This window comes from Streptomyces poriferorum, assembly GCF_019399235.1.
GTDB classification, from domain to species: Bacteria; Actinomycetota; Actinomycetes; order Streptomycetales; family Streptomycetaceae; genus Streptomyces; species Streptomyces poriferorum.
On sequence record NZ_JAELVH010000055.1, the window covers coordinates 14,586 to 33,384 of the forward strand.

An 18,799-nucleotide genomic window follows, 5' to 3' on the forward strand; every position below is an offset into this window, starting at 1 on the left:
CTGTCAGTGGCAGGAGCATCGAAGAAGCCTCGGAACGGATGGTCAGAGCAGCGCGGCGCGCGGGCCGTCGGGCTGTTCCAGCCGGCGTTCCAGAATCGAGCGGGCAATCTCGGAGGATTCCGTCTCGGTCAGCTTCCGGAAGCCCTCGTCGGTGATGACGGTGAGGATCGGATAGATACGACGGCCCACGTCCGGTCCACCGGTCGCCGAGTCGTCGTCCGCCGCGTCGTACAGCGCCTGTACGACCAGCGTGAGCGTCTGCTCCTCCGTCAGGTCCTCGCGGTAGAGCTTCTTCATCGAGTTGCGGGCGAAGATCGAACCGGAGCCGGTGGACGCGTACCCGTGCTCCTCGGAACGGCCGCCGGTGACGTCGTAGCTGAAGATCCGGCCCCGCTCGCGGTCGACGTCGTAGCCGGCGAAGAGCGGCACCACGGCGAGACCCTGCATGGCCATCGCCAGGTTGCTCCGGATCATCGTGGAGAGCCGGTTCGCCTTGCCCTCCAGGGACAGCTGGGCCCCCTCGACTTTCTCGAAGTGCTCCAGCTCCAGCTGGAAGAGCTTGACCATCTCCACGGCCAGACCGGCCGTACCGGCGATACCCACCGCCGAGTACTCGTCGGCCGGGAAGACCTTCTCGATGTCGCGCTGCGCGATCATGTTGCCCATGGTCGCCCGCCGGTCACCGGCCAGGACCACACCGCCGGGGAAGGCGGCCGCGACGATCGTGGTGCCGTGCGGCGCCTCGATGACCCCCTTCATGGGCGGCAGCTGCCGATTGCCCGGGAGCATCCCGGGCGACTGGTCGGACAGGAAGTCCATGAACGAAGAGGACCCGGGCGTCAGGAAGGCAGCTGGTAGACGCCCGGTGCTACGAGTGTTGGCTTCCACGCGTTTCCCTCCAGGTAAGCGATGGCCCTGCGCAAGGTGTCAGGATCATCTCCCAACTTGCCTACGGCCGAATTGCAGTTGAAGCACCGTATGCCACGGACCCTACCCGCCCCGGGCCGGTGATCCACATGTGTGGCGGAGGCATTCGGATCGATCACGGTCCGAGCCCGCGAATGAAGCCGGCGGTCGTGCGGCACGGGCCGAAGCCCGTGCCGCACGCCGGTCACCGGTGAAGGCGCCGGGCCGGTTACTCCCCGCCCTTTTGGACGAACGAGCGAACGAAGTCCTCGGCATTGGCCTCGAGGACGTCATCGATCTCGTCGAGGACGTCGTCCACGTCGTCGCTCAGCTTCTCCTGTCGCTCCTTGAGGTCCTCGGAGCCCTGCGCCTCCTGGGCCTGCTCCTCGGCCTCCTCGGTGGAGCGCGTCGCCTTCTGCTGTCCGCCGCCGGTGTCCTTGGTCGCCATATAGCTCACCCCGCTCGGTTCGAAGCACTTGATCAGACCCTACCTACGGGGTCCGACATTGGCCCGGTACTTGTCTCAACGTCCGGAGGTCATCGGAATGATTCCCAGTCGACGGCCCTTTCAGCCGCCCTGCAGCACCCGGACCAGCTCTTCCGCCGTACGGCATCGGTCCAGGAGGGCCTTGACGTGGTCGCGGGTGCCCCGCAGCGGCTCCATGGTGGGCACCCGCTGCAGCGAGTCATGGCCCGGCAGGTCGAAGATGACCGAGTCCCAGGAGGCCGCGGCCACGTCGTCCGCGTACTGCTCCAGACAGCGACCGCGGAAATACGCCCTGGTGTCCTCCGGAGGCGCCGTACGGGCCTTCTCGACCTCGTTCTCGTCCAGCAGGCGTTTCATCCTGCCCCGGGCCACCAGGCGGTTGTAGAGGCCCTTCTCGGGCCGTACGTCGGCGTACTGCAGGTCCACCAGATGCAGGCGGGGCGCGTCCCAGTCCAGGCTGTCGCGGCGGCGGTAGCCCTCCATGAGCTCCCGCTTGGCGATCCAGTCCAGCTCGCGGGACAGGCTCATCGGATCGTTCTCCAGCCGGTTGAGCGTGTCCTCCCAGCGGACCAGGATGTCCTTGGTCTGCTCGTCGGCGTCCGCCCCGTAGCGCTCCTCGACGTACTTGCGGCCCAGCTCGAAGTACTCCATCTGGAGCTGGACAGCGGTGAGTGTCCGGCCGCTGCGCAGCGTGATCAGCTGCTGGAGGTCCGGGTCGTGGGAGACCTGGTGGAGGGTGCGCACGGGCTGGTCGACGGCCAGGTCGACATTGATGAAGCCGTCCTCGATCATGGAGAGGACCAGTGAGGTGGTGCCCAGCTTGAGGTAGGTGGAGATCTCCGAGAGGTTCGCGTCCCCGATGATCACATGGAGCCTGCGGTACTTCTCGGCGTCGGAGTGGGGCTCGTCGCGCGTGTTGATGATCGGGCGTTTGAGGGTGGTCTCCAGACCGACCTCGACCTCGAAGTAGTCGGCGCGCTGGCTGATCTGGAATCCGTGCTCGTGGCCGTCCTGGCCGATTCCGACCCGGCCCGCACCGGTGACGACCTGGCGCGAGACGAAGAACGGCGTCAGATGGCGGACGATGTCGGAGAACGGCGTCTCGCGCTTCATGAGGTAGTTCTCGTGGGTGCCGTACGAGGCGCCCTTGTTGTCGGTGTTGTTCTTGTACAGATGGATCGGCTGGGCGCCCGGGAGCTGGGCCGCACGCTCGGCGGCCTCGGCCATGATCCGTTCGCCGGCCTTGTCCCACAGGACCGCGTCCCTGGGATTGGTGATCTCCGGCGAGCTGTACTCGGGGTGCGCGTGGTCGACGTAGAGCCGTGCGCCGTTGGTGAGGATGACATTGGCCAGGCCGATGTCCTCATCGGTGAGCTGGCTGGAGTCGGCGGTCTCGCGGGCGAGGTCGAAGCCTCGCGCGTCGCGCAGCGGGTTCTCCTCCTCGAAGTCCCAGCGGGCGCGGCGCGCCCGGTGCATCGCCGCCGCGTAGGCGTTGACGATCTGGGACGAGGTGAGCATGGCATTGGCGTTGGGGTGACCTGGCACGGAGATCCCGTACTCGGTCTCGATGCCCATTACTCGCCGTACGGTCATGCGGCCCTCCTTGCCCGGCGACGCTCCCTTCCGGGGCGGCGCTCAAGTACCGCTGCTTTTCCGGTGCGTGCGCGGTTTGCCCGTTCCCGCACTGCGCGACCGGGCGGTACGCCAGAGCCTAGAGCGCCTCTGTGCCGGTGGGGAGATCAATTACGTCATTACTGCGGTGTCGTGGGAGCTGTCCGGAAAGCAACCGGCTGCGGATGCCCGGCCGGGCATCCGCAGCCGGTCTGCGTTCTAGAGGTACTGCCCGGTATTCGCCACCGTGTCGATGGAGCGACCGGTGTCCGCGCCCTGCTTTCCGGTGACGAGTGTGCGGATGAAGACGATCCGCTCACCCTTCTTGCCGGAGATCCTGGCCCAGTCGTCCGGGTTGGTGGTGTTCGGCAGGTCCTCGTTCTCCTTGAACTCGTCCACGCAGGCCTGGAGGAGATGGGAGACGCGCAGGCCCTTCTGGCCCTGCTCGAGGAAGGCCTTGATGGCCATCTTCTTGGCCCGGTCGACGATGTTCTGGATCATCGCGCCGGAGTTGAAGTCCTTGAAGTACAGGACTTCCTTGTCGCCGTTGGCGTACGTGACCTCGAGGAAGCGGTTCTCCTCGGACTCGGTGTACATCCGCTCGACGACCGACTGGATCATCGCGTGGGCCGCGGCCTCCTTGGAGCCCGTGTGCTCGGCCAGATCGTCCGCGTGCAGGGGCAGCGAGGGCGTGAGGTACTTCGCGAAGATGTCCTTCGCGGCCTCTGCGTCGGGACGCTCGATCTTGATCTTCACATCGAGGCGGCCGGGGCGCAGGATCGCGGGGTCGATCATGTCCTCGCGGTTGGAGGCGCCGATGACGATGACGTTCTCCAGGCCCTCGACACCGTCGATCTCGGCGAGCAGCTGGGGGACGATGGTGTTCTCCACGTCCGAGCTGACACCGGATCCGCGGGTGCGGAAGAGGGACTCCATCTCGTCGAAGAAGACGATGACGGGGGTACCCTCACTCGCCTTCTCGCGGGCACGCTGGAAGACCAGGCGGATGTGGCGCTCGGTCTCGCCGACGTACTTGTTGAGGAGCTCCGGACCCTTGATGTTGAGGAAGTAGCTCTTCCCGGCCGGCTGGCCGGTCACTTCGGCGACCTTCTTGGCAAGGGAGTTGGCGACGGCCTTGGCAATGAGTGTCTTGCCGCAGCCGGGTGGGCCGTAGAGCAGGATGCCCTTCGGCGGCCGGAGCTCGTGCTCCTTGAAGAGGTCGGGGTGGAGGTAGGGGAGCTCGACCGCGTCGCGGATCAGCTCGATCTGGTCGCCCAGGCCACCGATCTTGTTGTAATCGATGTCCGGGACTTCTTCGAGGACGAGCTCTTCGACCTCGCTCTTGGGGACGACTTCGTAGACGTAGCCGGACCTGGGTTCGAGCAGCAGGGCGTCGCCGGGGCGGATGGTGATGTCCAGCAACGGCTCGGCGAGCCGCACCACCCGTTCCTCGTCGGTGTGCCCGACCACCAGGGCTCGTTCGCCGTCCTCAAGGATCTCCTTGAGGGTGACGATGTCCCCGGCCCGCTCGAATTCCATGGCGTCGACCACGTTGAGCGCTTCGTTGAGCATGACTTCCTGGCCGCGCCGGAGGTCTTCGAGCTCAACGCTGGGACTGACGTTCACCCGGAGCTTGCGGCCCCCGGTGAAGATGTCGCAGGTACCGTCCTCGTTCGCATGCAGGAACACACCGAAGCCGGCCGGCGGCTGTGCGAGCCGGTCGACCTCTTCCTTGAGGGCCACGATCTGGTCGCGGGCCTCTCGGAGTGTGCCGGCGAGCCGCTCGTTCTGTGCGGACACGCCTGCGAGGTTGGTCTGCAACTCGACGATCCGCTCTTCGAGAATCCTCGTATGACGCGGAGAGTCGGCGAGCTTACGTCGCAGGACGGCGATTTCCTGCTCAAGATAGGCGACCTGGCCGGCTGGGTCATCGGACCCCCGCCCGGGCCGGATGCCGCGGTTGATGTCGTCGTCGTGGGCTGCCACGGTCCTCACCTCCTCCAAGGGGAGCTGGACGCTTCCTGACCCTACCTGGGTGGGTGATGATTGAAACCCCTAGATCACAAAGACTGTGGGGCGTGTCCGATCTTCACCCTTGCGCTCTCTCCCTCGTGTCAGGTGAATACCCACCCTTCAACCTCCGAAAGCGGCCGGTTGTATCGTCGAAGTGTTCAACACCCGTCAGGGGTGGCTTTTTTTGGTTCGGATACGCAGGAACGGCAGGAGAAATGACCGTGCAGCAGGACGCTCCCACCGGTAGCGGGACTCAGGATCTGGAGGTCTGGATCGACCAGGACCTCTGCACGGGGGACGGCATCTGCGTGCAGTACGCGCCGGAGGTGTTCGAGCTGGACATCGACGGACTCGCGTATGTGAAGAGCGATCAGGACGAGCTGCTCCAGGACAAGGGCGCGACCACGCGGGTCCCGCTGCCGATCCTTCAGGACGTGGTCGACTCGGCCAAGGAGTGCCCTGGCGACTGTATTCATGTACGGCGCGTTTCGGACAGGGTCGAGGTCTTCGGTCCCGACGCGGCCTGACCGCGCGGTGCCGGCCGCCCGGCCGCCGGCCCGGGCGGCGGACTCACCGGGTGCCGGCGGTCAGACTCCGGCGCCTGCGGGGTCCTGCGGCCGGCTGCTGCGCACGAAGGCGCCGTTCCGCCACTGCCAGGTGACCTGCTCCTGCTCGTCCGGGCAGCAGGAGGGAACCGAGGGCGAGGAGTAGCCGAGGAGCGTGGCGGAGACGACGCCGTCACGCACCGCGAAGTCACCGACGCTCATCTTCTGGACGGGGTCCACCAGGGTCGCGACGATCCGTGGTGCGGCCCCGTTTCCCTGTGTGAGGACGTAGACGCCGCTGGGCGGGGTACCGGATCCGGCCGCGCAGTGGACCACCGCGACGGTTTCCGGACGGCCGTCGCCGTCGAGGTCGCCGGGAGCCTGTTTGGCCACGGTGTGGCCTGCCCCGCCGCATTCGAGGGGGAAGTCCGCATGCGCCGGGTCGGGCGGCGCGAGGGCGGGGGACGCGCCGTGCTGTGCCACGGTGCGGTGGGGGGTGGAGGCCGAGGCGCTCGCGTCGGGCTGGAGCAGACCGGCTGCCGCGACGACGGCGGCCATGGCTGCTGCCGTGGCGAGCCAGTGCATCGGCGTGGTGTCGGTGTGCGCGAGGTCCGGGAGCGCGGAGGTCTGCACGCGGGATGTCTCCTGTGGTTCCTGTGGTGCGGAATGCCGGAAAGGCAGTGCCGTCGGCGGGACGTCGGCGGCGGGGTGGGGGTGGCCAGCATCGTGCCACACCTCACACGGCAGTGGAACGGTGGGGTCGCCACGGATCCCGCCCGGCGTTCAACGCGCACTCATGGGCAACGAAAAGGCGCCGCCGCCGGGTTCCCGGGTCGGTCCGGGAACCCGGCGGCGGCGCCGGTACGTCGGGGTGCGCGCCGAAGGCACACCCCGGCTCAGATCTGCGGGCGGTCTCAGTCGCGGGTCGCGGAGCCGCTCTGGCTGCCCGGGCCCGTGTAGTCATCGCCGTAGGCGCCCTTGGAGGGGCGGCGGCGGCGCGGCGGGGGCTGGACTCCGTCGGCCAGCCGGCGGGCGGTGACCAGGAATCCGGTGTGGCCGATCATGCGGTGGTCCGGGCGCACGGCGAGGCCCTCGACGTGCCAGTTGCGGATCATCGACTCCCAGGGCTGCGGTTCGGCGAAGCAGCCGATCTCGCGGATGGACTCGACCGTCCGGGAGAGCTGGGTGGTGGTCGCGACGTACGCGCAGAGGATGCCGCCGGGGACGAGCGCCTTGGAGACGACGTCCAGGCACTCCCAGGGCGCGAGCATGTCCAGGACGACGCGGTCCACGTCGGTCTCCGTCAGGTTGTCCTGAAGGTCGCCGATGGTGAGCTGCCATGCGGGGTGCGGGCTGCCGAAGTAGCGCTCGACGTTCTGCTGGGCGATCTCGGCGAAGTCCTCGCGGCGCTCGTAGGAGTGCAGCATGCCCTGCTCGCCGATGGCGCGGAGCAGGAAGGTGGACAGTGCGCCGGATCCGACGCCGGCTTCCACGACGCGGGCGCCGGGGAAGATGTCGCCGAACGCCAGGATCTGACCCGCGTCCTTGGGGTAGACCACGGCGGCGCCGCGGGGCATGGACAGGACGTAGTCGGGGAGCAGGGGGCGCAGCGCCAGGTAGACGACGTTTCCCGTGGTACGGACAACACTGCCCTCGGGAGCACCGATCAGCTCGTCGTGCGAGAAAGAACCCTTGTGGGTGTGGAAGTTCTTTCCGGCTTCGAGCGTGAAGGTGTAGTGGCGTCCCTTGGGATCGGTGAGCTGGACCTGGTCCCCGACCTTGAAGGGCCCACGTCGGCGGGCGGCACCGGTCGGTTCAGACATGTGACCAGCGTACCGGTGTTTGCGGGGCCTCCGACCGCCCGCCCCGGCGGGGGCTACGGCCTTCAGGCGGCGGGGCGGGCCATGGCGGCGACGAACGCACGCTCGACGTCGGCGGTGGAGAGCACTCCGTAGATCTCACCGGTGTCCTCGACGACGAGGTACTCGGTGGCGGGGCTGGCCTTGAGGCGGTCCAGGAGGGCCTCGCCGGCCAGTTCGGCGGAGACCTTCATGCCGTCGGTGAGGTCTTGGGCGAGGCCGCTGACGGCGACCCAGGGGCGGCGGTGTTCGGGGACGGCGACGATGGCGGCCTCCCGGACGACGGCCTGGGGTTCGCCGGTTCCGTCGACGACGACCAGGGCGCGGGCTCCTGCCTCGTTGGCCCGGCGCAGGGCCTCGGAGAGCGGGGTGTCGGCCTCGACCGGGACGGCGCGCCGGGTGAGGGCGCGGGCCTGCAGGTCGGGGAGGTGTTCGCGGAGCCGGGCCATGCGCAGGCTGTTGCCCGCGCCGGTCCAGATGATGGCGGCGAGGATCGCGGCGAGCAGGGCGTCGGTGACGGTGTCCATGCCGCTGATCTCTCGGTTGCCGCTCCCGAGGACGTCGGTGTGGGTGAGGAGGGGCAGGCCGACGAGGGTGACGACGGCGAGGGCGCGGCCGACCCAGGCGGCGGCGACGGTGCCGCTCATCGGGCGGCCGGTGATCTTCCAGACGACGGCGCGGAGCATCCGGCCTCCGTCGAGCGGGAGGCCGGGCAGGAGGTTGAACGCGGCGACGATGAGGTTGGAGATCATCAGTCCGCCGAGCAGCACGCCGGGCACGGTGCCGGCCTCGACGAACTTCATCGGGACGTAGAAGACGCCCGCCAGGACCAGGGAGAGCAGCGGACCGACGAAGGCGAGGACGAATTCGCGGCCGGGCGTCTCGGATTCCTTCTCGATCTCGGAGACGCCGCCGAAGAACTGGAGCTGGATCCGGCGGACCGGGAGCTTGTAGCGCAGGGCGGCGACCGTGTGGGCGAGTTCGTGGACGAGCACCGAGGCGTAGAACGCGATCGCGAAGAAGAGGGCGACCAGGTAGCGCGCCGCGCCGAGGTCGGGCAGGACACGGTCGAGCTGGCCGCCGAAGACCCAGGTGATCAGGGCCGCCACGACGAACCAGCTGGGCGCCACGTAGACGGGCACTCCGAAGGGGCGGCCCATGAGGATGCCGCCTCCCGGATCCTCCTTGTGTCCCGGGGCGCCCTTGTCGGGGCCGCCGCCGGGGCCCGTACCCCCTGGGCCGGGCTGCGGCCGCCCGCTGTTGCCGCTCTCGTCCACGAGGTCCCTTCGGTCGGTGCCGTTTCGGCACGATCATGCAGTGTTCGAGGGTCTGTGGTCGATGGTATGCCGATCGGTGTCAGTGGCGGGTCGTAGGGTCTTCGTCATGACCTCAGTACCGCGGCCGCCTCAGCCGCCCTCGTCCCTTTCGCCGTCGCGGGCGAGCGATTTCATGCAGTGCCCCCTGCTGTACCGCTTCCGGGTCATCGACAAGCTGCCGCAGAAGCCCAGCGAGGCGGCTACCCGGGGCACGCTGGTGCATGCGGTGCTGGAGCGGTTGTTCGACAATCCCGCGCCGGAGCGCACGCCGGGGCGGGCCACCTCGTTGATCCCGGCCCAGTGGGACCGGCTGCTGGAGTCGAAGCCGGAGCTGGCGGAGCTGTTCGCCGAGGACCCGGAGGGCGAGCGGCTCGCGCGATGGCTGTCGGAGGCGGAGCGGCTGGTGGAGCGCTGGTTCTCGCTGGAGGATCCGACGCGCCTGGAGCCGGCCGAGCGGGAGATGTTCGTCGAGACGGAGCTGGAGTCCGGTCTGCGGCTGCGCGGGGTGATCGACCGGATCGACGTGACGCCGACGGGCGAGGTCCGGATCGTGGACTACAAGACGGGGAAGGCGCCGCGTCCGGAGTACGCGGAGGGCGCGCTCTTCCAGATGAAGTTCTACGCGCTGGTGATCTGGCGGCTCAAGGGCGTGGTGCCGCGCCGGCTCCAGCTGGTCTACCTCGGCAGCGGCGACGTGATGACGTACGACCCGGTGGTGGCGGACCTGGAGCGGGTGGAGCGCAAGCTGCTGGCGCTGTGGGACGCGATCTCGCTGGCGACGGAGACGGGCGAGTGGCGGCCGCGGCCGACGAAGCTGTGCGGCTGGTGCGACCATCAGGCACTCTGTCCCGAATTCGGTGGGACTCCCCCGGTGTATCCGCTGTCGGTGCGCCCGGCGGAGTCGACGCAGGATGTCCAGGGCAGAATGGACCCGGTCCGGGCTGACACCGGCCGGCCCGGTGCCCTTGAAGGACATTGAGGAGATTCCGTGGCAATCCGCGTCCTACTGGTCGACGACCAACCGCTGCTGCGCACCGGCTTCCGGATGATTCTGGAGGCGGAGGGCGACCTCGCGGTGGTGGGCGAGGCCGGTGACGGTCTCCAGGCGCTCGACCAGGTGCGGGCGCTGCAGCCCGATGTGGTGCTGATGGACATCCGGATGCCGCGGATGGACGGCGTCGAGGCGACGCGCCAGATCACCGGTCCGGGCCGGGACGGCCCGGCGAAGGTGCTGGTGCTGACGACGTTCGATCTCGACGAGTACGTGGTGGAGGCGCTGCGCGCCGGCGCCAGCGGCTTCCTGCTGAAGGACGCCCCGGCCAATGAGCTGGTGCAGGCGATCCGGGTGGTCGCCGGTGGCGAGGCGATGCTCGCGCCGAGCATCACGCGCCGGCTGCTCGACAAGTACGCGGACCATCTGCCGTCCGGCGAGGAGCCGGTCCCGGACACCCTGCACACGCTCACGGACCGTGAGGTGGAGGTCCTGAAGCTGGTGGCACGCGGCCTGTCGAACGCGGAGATCGCCGCCGATCTGTTCGTCAGCGAGACCACCGTCAAGACGCATGTGGGTCATGTGCTGACGAAGCTGGGGCTGCGCGACCGGGTCCAGGCCGCGGTGTACGCGTACGAGAGCGGACTGGTGCGCCCCGGCGCCCAGTGACCCTTCGGGGCCGGGGCCGGGGCGGCATCGCGTGTCAGCTGCGGCCGAGCTCCCACAGCTGGAGGTCGGCGGAGGAGTTGACCGCCCATTCGACGCCGGTGAGTCCCTCGCGGGAGGCGACGTACTGCTTGCCCTGCCAGACCGGGAGGACGGGGACGTCCTCGGCGACGATGTCCTGGAGCTGCTGGAAGGTCTTGGTGGCGGCGCTGCGGTCGTCCTCGCGGCGGGACTGCGGGATGAGGGTCTTCTGGGCCACGGTCGACCGGTAGGGCGAGTTGAGGAAGTTGTCCTTGTCGAGGAACGGCGCCGTGTAGTTGTCGGGGTCCGGGAAGTCGGGGAACCAGCCCATGCCGTAGGCGGCGTAGTCGCCGCGCACCTCGGCCGGGCGGTACTTCGCCCAGGGGGTGCCTTCGATGGTGATGTCGAACAGTCCGGTGTCGTTGAACTGCTTCTTCAGTGTCCGGAACTCGGCGGCGGTGGCCTCGCCGTAGTGGTCGGTCGTGTAGTGGAGGGTGAACTTCACCGGCGTGTGGATCCCGGCGTCCTTCAGGATGGCGGCGGCCTCGGTGGCGCTGGGCTCGCCGTACTTGTTGAAGAACGAGTTGGTGTGCCCGGTGATGCTGGACGGGATCAGTGAGTACAGCGGCTCGGCCGTCGTCCCGTAGACCTCGCTCGCGATCTGACCGCGGTCGATGATCTGGGCCATGGCCTGGCGGACCGCCTTGTTCTTCACGGCGGGGTCCTCGGTGTCGAAGCCGAGGTAGCTGATCGCGAGGCCGGGCATCTCGGTGAGCTTGACGTCTTCCTTGGGCTTCTCCAGCATCTGCTGGGCCTGCCCGGGCGACATGGTGCGGGTCATCATGTCGATCTTCTTCTCGTCGAGCGCCTTGCCCATGGCGGTGGCGTCGGGGAAGAGATCGAGTTCGACCTTGTCGTTCAGCACCTTCAGGTCGCCCTTGTAACGGGGGTTCTTGGTGAAGACGACTTTCACGACCTGATCGTTCTTCACTTCGGGCTTCATGGTGTACGGGCCGGAACCGTCCACCTGGAAACCGCTGCGCGCGGAGGTCGCCGGGTATTTGTCCTTCTGGACAATTCCGGCGGGCGGCGTGGAGAGTTTGTACGGGAAGGTCGCGTCCGAGGTCCGGAGATGGAATATGACCTCTCGGTCGCCCTTGGTCTCGACGGTGTCGATGTTGTTGAGCAGGGACACGGGTCCGTTGGTGGACTTGATCCGGACGACGCGGTCGATGGAGTACTTGACGTCCTCGGCGGTGACCGCTCTGCCGTCGGCGAATTCGAGTCCCGCGCGCAGCTTGCAGCGGTAGCTCTCGTTGGCCGTGTCCGTGAAGGCGCAGCTCTCGGCCGCCTCGGGCACCGGCAGACCGCCGCCCCGGGGGACATGCATGAGGGTCTGGACCGTCTGCCGCAGCACGTTCCAGACGCCCGCCTCGTAGCCGATGGCCGGGTCGAGGGGTGCCGGGGCTTCCTCGGAGGCGACGAACTGGTCCGTAGTGCCGACAACGATGGCACCGTTGCCACCGCTCCCGCCGTCCGACGCGCCACAGGCGGCGAGTACGGGCGCGAGCAGGCCGACGACGGCCGGCAGCACCAGAGTCTTGCGGTTCATCGTGGACGTTCTCCCTCATGCGGTCATGGAGAAAACGACATTAGTAGCCGCCGCCGATGGGGCCGGACCGGTTCCGCGGCCCGGACAATCAGAGAGCCCGGGAAGTCAACGGCGAGTAAATTTCCCGCTCCCGGAATCTCCCGGAATGATTCGTACACGGATTCATCAATCAGGACACTTGGGTACGCCCGGTGGGCGGCCCGGCAGATTTCAGCCACCCCCCGGCCATCCGATGAGTGACGAAAGTCACGCGGCGGACACGCTTCCGCTTTGACGTGTCCCCGCCTTATCGACACCATGGTGCGACATAAAACGCACGCCTTTTCGCGAGAGCTTTTCCGTACATTCACAGAAATACTCTCGGTGCGCACATCACCGCATTCCGGTGACCAGGCCCCGGAGAAACGCGAGATCGACTTCTTCGAGCGATCCGACGACGACCCGGCCGGCGGCCGGTGCGATCGGCGAAACGGACGGCACGGCGACCACCCGGCATCCCGCGGCCTCCGCCGCGGCCACGCCGGTCGCGGTGTCCTCGATGACGGCACAGAGCCGGGGGTCGGCCCCGAAGCCGCTCGCGGCCGTGAGGTAGGGCTCCGGGTGCGGCTTCGTGCGGGTGACCTCGTCGCCCGCGACCGTGAGCGCGAAGTGGTGGCGGCCCACCGAGTCCAGGACCCGGTCGATGATCCGGCGGTGCGAGGCGGAGACGAGCGCGGTGGGAACCTCGTGTCTCGCGAGCTCGGCGAGCAGCCGGGCCGCTCCCGGCATCAGCGGCACACCGTCGGCGATGCGCTTCTCGAAGCGGTCGTTGAGCAGCACGGTCAGTTCGTCGAGGGTGACGTCCGCCCCGGTGACGTCCATGAGGTATCCGGCGCTGCGGGTCATCGGACCGCCGACGACGACGTCCTTCCACGCCTCGTCGAGACGGTGTCCCAGATCGGCGAAGACCGACACCTCGGCGTCCCACCAGAAGCCCTCGGTGTCGACCAGTGTGCCGTCCATGTCGAGGAACACGGCCTGCAGGGCAGCGCCCTCGGCCGTACGGGTCGGGGACGCGGGGATCGTACTGGTCATCCGGCACACCTTCCATGAGGGACGAGAAGGCCGGCCGCCTTTCCCGGAGGAGGGCGACCGGCCTGCACTGGACCGACCAGTGTACGACTCGTGCTGCTACCGCGCGTCGAACGGAGTCCTACCGCGCGTTGAAGTACTTGGCTTCGGGGTGGTGGATGACGATCGCGTCGGTGGACTGCTCGGGGTGGAGCTGGAACTCCTCCGACAGGTGGACCCCGATCCGCTCGGGCTGGAGCAGGTCGGCGATCTTCGCCCGGTCCTCCAGGTCCGGGCACGCACCGTAACCGAGGGAGAAGCGCGCGCCGCGGTACTTGAGCGCGAACATGTCCTCGACGTCGGCCGGGTCGTCACCCGCGAAGCCGAGCTCGGAGCGGACCCGGGCGTGCCAGTACTCGGCGAGTGCCTCGGCGAGCTGGACGGACAGGCCGTGCAGCTCCAGGTAGTCGCGGTAGGAGTTGGCTTCGAAGAGCTTGGCGGTCTCGCCGCCGATCTTCGAGCCGACGGTGACGACCTGGAGGCCGATGACGTCCGTCTCGCCGGACTCCTCGGGGCGGAAGAAGTCCGCGAGACACAGGCGGCGGCCGCGGCGCTGGCGCGGGAAGGTGAAGCGGGTGCGCTCGGAGCCGTCCTCGTGGAGCAGGATCAGGTCGTCGCCCTTGGAGACGCAGGGGTAGTAGCCGTGGACGACCGCTGCTTCGAGGAGGTTCTCGGTGTGCAGCTTGTCGAGCCAGCCGCGCAGGTGCGGGCGGCCCTCGGTCTCGACCAGTTCCTCGTACGTCGGTCCGTCACCGGCCCTGGCCTGCTTGAGGCCCCACTGGCCCTTGAAGAGCGCGCCCTCGTCGAGCCAGGAGGCGTACTCCTTGAGCTGGATGCCCTTGACGACGCGGCTGCCCCAGAACGGCGGGGTGGGGACGGGGTTGTCGATGGAGACGTCGGAGCGCACGCCCTCCTCCGGCTCCTCGACCTCCAGCACGGCCGTGTCGCGCTTGGGCACACGGCGCTGCTTCAGTTCGGGGAGGACCGCGCCCGGAACACCGCGCTTGACCCCGATGAGCGCGTCCATCAGGCGCAGGCCCTCGAAGGCGTCGCGGGCGTAGCGGACCTCGCCCTCGTAGATCTCGTGGAGGTCCTGTTCGACGTAGGCGCGGGTCAGGGCGGCGCCGCCCAGGATGACCGGGTACTCGGCGGCCAGCTTGCGCTGGTTGAGCTCCTGGAGGTTCTCCTTCATGATCACGGTGGACTTGACCAGGAGACCTGACATGCCGATGACGTCGGCGCGGTGCTCGTCCGCGGCTTCCAGGATCGCGGAGACGGGCTGCTTGATGCCGATGTTGACGACGTTGTAGCCGTTGTTGGACAGGATGATGTCGACGAGGTTCTTGCCGATGTCGTGGACGTCGCCGCGGACCGTGGCCAGCACGATGGTGCCCTTGCCCTCGGCGTCGGACTTCTCCATGTGCGGTTCCAGGTGGGCCACCGCGGTCTTCATGACCTCGGCGGACTGGAGCACGAACGGCAGCTGCATCTGGCCGGAGCCGAAGAGCTCGCCGACGACCTTCATGCCTTCCAGCAGGGTGTCGTTGACGATGTCCAGAGCCGGACGGGTCTGCAGGGCCTCGTCGAGGTCGGCCTCCAGGCCCTTCTTCTCGCCGTCGATGATCCGGCGCTGGAGGCGCTCGTCGAGCGGCAGGGCGAGGAGTTCCTCGGCCTTGCCCTCCTTCATCGACTTCATGTTGACGCCCTCGAACAGCTCCATGAGCCGCTGCAACGGGTCATAGCCCTCGGCGCGGCGGTCGTAGACCAGGTCATGGGCGACCTTGACCTGCTCCTCGTCCAGGCGGGCGATCGGAAGGATCTTCGACGCGTGCACGATCGCGGAGTCGAGACCGGCCTTGACGCACTCGTCGAGGAAGACGGAGTTCAGGACGACACGGGCGGCCGGGTTGAGGCCGAAGGAGATGTTCGACAGGCCCAGCGTCGTCTGGACGTCGGGGTGGCGCTTCTTCAGCTCGCGAATGGCCTCGATGGTGGCGATGCCGTCCTTGCGGGACTCCTCCTGCCCGGTGCAGATGGTGAAGGTGAGGCAGTCGATGAGGATGTCCGACTCCTGGATGCCCCAGTTGCCGGTGAGGTCCTCGATGAGCCGCTCCGCGATGGCGACCTTGTGCTCGGCGGTGCGGGCCTGGCCCTCCTCGTCGATCGTCAGGGCGATCAGCGCGGCGCCGTGCTCGGCGGCGAGCCGGGTGACCTGGACGAAGCGCGACTCGGGGCCGTCGCCGTCCTCGTAGTTGACCGAGTTCAGGACCGCGCGCCCGCCGAGCTTCTCCAGACCGGCCCGCAGCACGGGCAGCTCGGTGGAGTCCAGCACGATCGGCAGGGTGGAGGCCGTGGCGAACCGTCCGGCCAGCTCCTTCATGTCGGCGACACCGTCGCGGCCGACGTAGTCCACACACAGGTCGAGCATGTGCGCGCCCTCGCGGATCTGGTCGCGGGCCATCTCCACACAGTCGTCCCAGCGGGCCTCCAGCATGGCCTCGCGGAACTTCTTCGACCCGTTGGCGTTCGTACGCTCACCGATCGCGAGGTACGAGGTGTCCTGGCGGAACGGCACGGTCTGGTAGAGCGAGGCGGCGCCGGGCTCGGGGCGCGGGTCGCGGACAGCGGGGGTGAGGTCGCGGGCCCGCTCGACGACCTGGCGCAGGTGCTCGGGCGTCGTACCGCAGCAGCCCCCGATCAGGGACAGGCCGTAGTCGGTCACGAAGGCTTCCTGCGCGTCCGCGAGCCCCTCGGGCCCGAGCGGGAAGTGCGCGCCGTCCTTGGTCAGCACGGGCAGGCCCGCGTTCGGCATGCACATCAGCGGGGTACGCGAGTGCCGGGCCAGATAGCGCAGGTGCTCGCTCATCTCGGCCGGGCCCGTCGAGCAGTTCAGCCCGATCAGGTCGATGCCCAGCGGCTCCAGGGCGGTCAGCGCGGCGCCGATCTCCGAGCCGAGCAGCATGACGCCGGTCGTCTCGAAGGCGAGCGAGCAGATCAGCGGCACGTCGATGCCCAGGGCGTCCATCGCCCGGCGCGCGCCGATGAGGCTGGACTTCGTCTGCAGCAGGTCCTGCGTGGTCTCCACGATGAGGGCGTCGGCGCCGCCGGCGAGCAGGCCCTCGGCGTTCTGCTGGTAACCGTCCCGCAGCACGTCGTACGCGATGTGGCCGAGCGAGGGCAGCTTGGTGCCGGGGCCCACGGAGCCGAGGACCCAGCGCTGGCGGCCGTCCTTCGCGGTGAACTCGTCGGCGACCTCGCGGGCGATGCGCGCGCCCGCCTCGGAAAGCTCGACGATCCGGTCGGCGATCTCGTATTCGTTGGCCGCCGAGTGGTTCGCGCCGAAGGTGTTCGTCTCCACGCAGTCCACGCCGACGGCGAAGTACTCCTCGTGCACCGAGCGCACGATGTCGGGGCGCGTGACGTTCAGGATCTCGTTGCAGCCTTCGAGGTTCTCGAAGTCCTCGAGCGTGGGGTCCTGTGCCTGGAGCATGGTGCCCATGGCACCGTCGGCCACCACGACTCGGGTGGCGAGCGCCTCACGGAGGGCTGCGGCTCGGTTCCGGCTGTCGGCGGAAGGGGTCGGCGACGAGGCCATGGATGTACTCCCTGGGATGCGACGGCTGTCGGCTTTGCGGCTTCGGCGGAAGGCGCACCCGGCCAGGGTAGCCGGGCGGCGTCCCGGGCGGTCACTCTGTCCCACGAATCGGACTGCATGCTGTTCAGGCGTTCGTCCGGGGTGTCGGAGTGCCGCAGAATTCTCTTGCGATCGAGCATGGGTCGGCATCGACCGATACTGTTCAGCATTGTCGAACCAAGGTGGAGGAGTACGGCGCGATGGCCAAGAACATCCAGTCGCTGGAGCGGGCGGCGGCGATGCTGCGTCTGCTGGCGGGCGGCGAGCGGCGGCTGGGACTGTCCGACATCGCTTCCTCCCTGGGCCTGGCCAAGGGCACCGCGCACGGAATCCTGCGCACCCTCCAGCACGAGGGCTTCGTCGAGCAGGACGCAGCGTCCGGGCGCTACCAGCTGGGGGCCGAGCTGCTGCGGCTGGGCAACAGCTATCTGGACGTCCACGAGCTGCGGGCCCGGGCGCTGGTCTGGACGGACGACCTGGCCCGTTCCAGCGGCGAGAGCACCCACCTGGGCGTTCTGCACCAGCAGGGCGTACTGATCGTCCACCACGTCTTCCGGCCCGACGACAGCCGCCAGGTCCTGGAGGTCGGGGCCATGCAGCCGCTGCACTCCACAGCCCTGGGCAAGGTCCTCTCGGCCTACGACCCGGTGGCCCACACGGAGGCCCTGGAGGCCGAGCGGCAGTCCTTCACGCCCCGCACGGTCACCGATCCGGAGGAGTTCGAGTCGATGCTCGACCTGACCCGCGCGCGGGGCTGGGCGGCCGACGTGGAGGAGACCTGGGAGGGCGTGGCCGCGGTGGCCGCCCCCATCCACGACCGGCGCCGGATGCCGGTGGGAGCCGTGGCCGTGACCGGCGCGGTGGAGCGGGTGTGCGCGGACGGGGAGCTGCGGCCGGAGCTGGTGGCGGCGGTACGGGACTGCGCCCGCGCGGTCTCCCGGGATCTGGGCGCCAGGCGCTTCTGATCATCCTGCGGGATCATCGGTAACGATCGAGTTATAGAACACACACCCCTTGACGCCCCATTCACCTGGGGGAAACACTGCCGTTCATCGGTCGGCATTGTCGAACGCCTAACGGAAATACGCGTTAGGGTGTGGCAGAGCCAAGGCCGGCAACGCCCTCACATGAGGGCGCGGACCACCGGAGGGACCCGGGGTTCGGCTTCCCTGGACGAAGGACAAAGGAGTCGCGGGTGTCCAGCTCCGACATCTTCATCGGCGAGACCATCGGTACCGCCGTACTCATCCTGCTCGGCGGCGGTGTCTGTGCCGCCGTCACGCTCAAGCGCTCGAAGGCGCAGAACGCCGGCTGGCTCGCCGTCACCTTCGGGTGGGGTTTCGCTGTGCTCACCGGCGCCTACATGGTCGGCGGCGTATCCGGAGCGCACCTCAACCCGGCTGTCACCATCGGTCTGGCGATCGAGGGCGGCACCAAGTGGAGTGACGTACCGCTCTATCTCGTCTCCGAACTGTTCGGCGCGATGATCGGCGCGGTGCTGGTCTGGCTCGCCTACTACGGACAGTTCCGGGCCCATCTCACCGATCCGGAGATCCTGAGCGCCCATACGGGTGAGGAGGGCATGGTCGACAAGGCCGCGGCCCCCAAGGCCGGACCGGTGCTCGGCGTGTTCTCCACGGGTCCCGAGATCCGTAACGCCGTGCAGAACGTCTTCACCGAGATCATCGCCACGATGGTGCTGGTCCTGGCGATCCTCACGCAGGGCCTCAACAACGACGGCAACGGGATCGGCACGCTCGGCGCGCTGATCACCGCGCTGGTGGTCGTGTCCATCGGTCTCTCGCTCGGCGGCCCGACGGGCTACGCGATCAACCCGGTTCGCGACCTCGGTCCGCGTATCGTGCACGCGCTGCTTCCGCTGCCGAACAAGGGCGGATCCGACTGGGGCTACGCCTGGATCCCCGTCGTCGGACCGCTCGTCGGCGGCGCACTCGCGGGCGGGCTCTACAACCTCGCCTTCGCGTGAACCGCAGGGTTCACAGCCGTCACCCCCACGACCACACAGAC

Annotated in this window: 15 protein-coding genes and 1 pseudogene; 5 read left to right on the top strand and 11 right to left on the bottom strand. The window is 68.4% G+C overall.

Annotated elements, in window-relative coordinates; all coding sequences use genetic code 11:
- Positions 1 to 42: 42 nt before the first annotated feature.
- The 5 genes and pseudogenes from prcB to arc all read right to left on the bottom strand — a co-directional run bounded on the left by prcB (position 43) and on the right by arc (position 4,990).
- Positions 43 to 888, bottom strand: a complete 846-nt coding sequence (gene prcB, locus JGS39_RS12685; RefSeq protein WP_219568967.1) for a proteasome subunit beta — start codon at positions 886 to 888, stop codon at positions 43 to 45.
- Positions 840 to 1,031 (bottom strand): annotated as a pseudogene (locus JGS39_RS12690) (endonuclease domain-containing protein); the annotation flags it as partial. The pseudogene JGS39_RS12690 and the gene prcB, both read right to left, overlap by 49 nt.
- A 104-nt stretch (positions 1,032 to 1,135) precedes the next feature.
- Entirely contained in the window at positions 1,136 to 1,354 is a 219-nt protein-coding gene (locus tag JGS39_RS12695; protein WP_219568968.1) for a ubiquitin-like protein Pup, read from the bottom strand.
- 120 nt (positions 1,355 to 1,474) lie between these two features.
- Positions 1,475 to 2,986, bottom strand: a complete 1,512-nt coding sequence (dop, locus tag JGS39_RS12700) for a depupylase/deamidase Dop (protein ID WP_219568969.1) — start codon at positions 2,984 to 2,986, stop codon at positions 1,475 to 1,477.
- A 237-nt stretch (positions 2,987 to 3,223) separates the two neighbouring features.
- Positions 3,224 to 4,990: a proteasome ATPase gene (arc, locus tag JGS39_RS12705; RefSeq protein ID WP_219568970.1), complete on the bottom strand. Its 1,767-nt coding sequence runs from the start codon at positions 4,988 to 4,990 to the stop codon at positions 3,224 to 3,226.
- A 242-nt stretch (positions 4,991 to 5,232) separates the two neighbouring features.
- On the opposite strand from arc, the gene JGS39_RS12710 reads away from it, so the two are divergent.
- A complete protein-coding gene (locus JGS39_RS12710) occupies positions 5,233 to 5,544 on the top strand; it encodes a ferredoxin (protein WP_219568971.1) in 312 nt (103 codons plus the stop codon).
- 60 nt (positions 5,545 to 5,604) lie between these two features.
- Here the strand turns inward: JGS39_RS12710 and JGS39_RS12715 are convergent, their stop codons facing one another.
- The 3 genes from JGS39_RS12715 to JGS39_RS12725 all read right to left on the bottom strand — a co-directional run bounded on the left by JGS39_RS12715 (position 5,605) and on the right by JGS39_RS12725 (position 8,698).
- Complete coding sequence (locus JGS39_RS12715) at positions 5,605 to 6,195, bottom strand: hypothetical protein (protein ID WP_219568972.1); 591 nt, start codon at positions 6,193 to 6,195, stop codon at positions 5,605 to 5,607.
- Between the two features lie 281 nt (positions 6,196 to 6,476).
- Complete coding sequence (locus JGS39_RS12720) at positions 6,477 to 7,385, bottom strand: tRNA (adenine-N1)-methyltransferase (RefSeq protein WP_219568973.1); 909 nt, start codon at positions 7,383 to 7,385, stop codon at positions 6,477 to 6,479.
- A 62-nt stretch (positions 7,386 to 7,447) separates the two neighbouring features.
- Entirely contained in the window at positions 7,448 to 8,698 is a 1,251-nt protein-coding gene (locus JGS39_RS12725) for a site-2 protease family protein (protein WP_219568974.1), read from the bottom strand.
- Positions 8,699 to 8,870: 172 nt separating this feature from the next.
- Here JGS39_RS12725 and JGS39_RS12730 point away from each other — a divergent pair, with 172 nt between their 5' ends.
- On the top strand, positions 8,871 to 9,716 hold the full coding sequence (locus tag JGS39_RS12730; protein WP_236063405.1) for a RecB family exonuclease: 846 nt from the start codon (positions 8,871 to 8,873) through the stop codon (positions 9,714 to 9,716).
- Positions 9,717 to 9,725: 9 nt separating this feature from the next.
- Positions 9,726 to 10,397 (top strand): response regulator, encoded by a 672-nt coding sequence (locus tag JGS39_RS12735; protein WP_148016141.1) that lies wholly within the window; start codon positions 9,726 to 9,728, stop codon positions 10,395 to 10,397.
- A 34-nt stretch (positions 10,398 to 10,431) separates the two neighbouring features.
- On the opposite strand, the gene JGS39_RS12740 is transcribed toward JGS39_RS12735, so the two are convergent.
- The 3 genes from JGS39_RS12740 to metH all read right to left on the bottom strand — a co-directional run bounded on the left by JGS39_RS12740 (position 10,432) and on the right by metH (position 16,732).
- The gene (locus JGS39_RS12740) at positions 10,432 to 12,027 is read right to left on the bottom strand and encodes an ABC transporter substrate-binding protein (RefSeq protein WP_219568976.1); all 1,596 of its coding nucleotides are present in this window, start codon (positions 12,025 to 12,027) and stop codon (positions 10,432 to 10,434) included.
- 372 nt (positions 12,028 to 12,399) lie between these two features.
- Positions 12,400 to 13,101, bottom strand: coding sequence for an HAD family hydrolase (locus JGS39_RS12745; RefSeq protein WP_219568977.1), 702 nt, complete (start codon positions 13,099 to 13,101; stop codon positions 12,400 to 12,402).
- Between the two features lie 118 nt (positions 13,102 to 13,219).
- On the bottom strand, positions 13,220 to 16,732 hold the full coding sequence (gene metH / locus JGS39_RS12750; RefSeq protein WP_219568978.1) for a methionine synthase: 3,513 nt from the start codon (positions 16,730 to 16,732) through the stop codon (positions 13,220 to 13,222).
- Between the two features lie 239 nt (positions 16,733 to 16,971).
- Here metH and JGS39_RS12755 point away from each other — a divergent pair, with 239 nt between their 5' ends.
- Together JGS39_RS12755 and JGS39_RS12760 are read left to right on the top strand one after the other, a co-directional pair.
- Positions 16,972 to 17,736, top strand: coding sequence for an IclR family transcriptional regulator (locus tag JGS39_RS12755; RefSeq protein WP_236063397.1), 765 nt, complete (start codon positions 16,972 to 16,974; stop codon positions 17,734 to 17,736).
- A gap of 230 nt (positions 17,737 to 17,966) precedes the next feature.
- Complete coding sequence (locus tag JGS39_RS12760) at positions 17,967 to 18,758, top strand: MIP/aquaporin family protein (protein ID WP_219568980.1); 792 nt, start codon at positions 17,967 to 17,969, stop codon at positions 18,756 to 18,758.
- Positions 18,759 to 18,799: the final 41 nt, after the last annotated feature.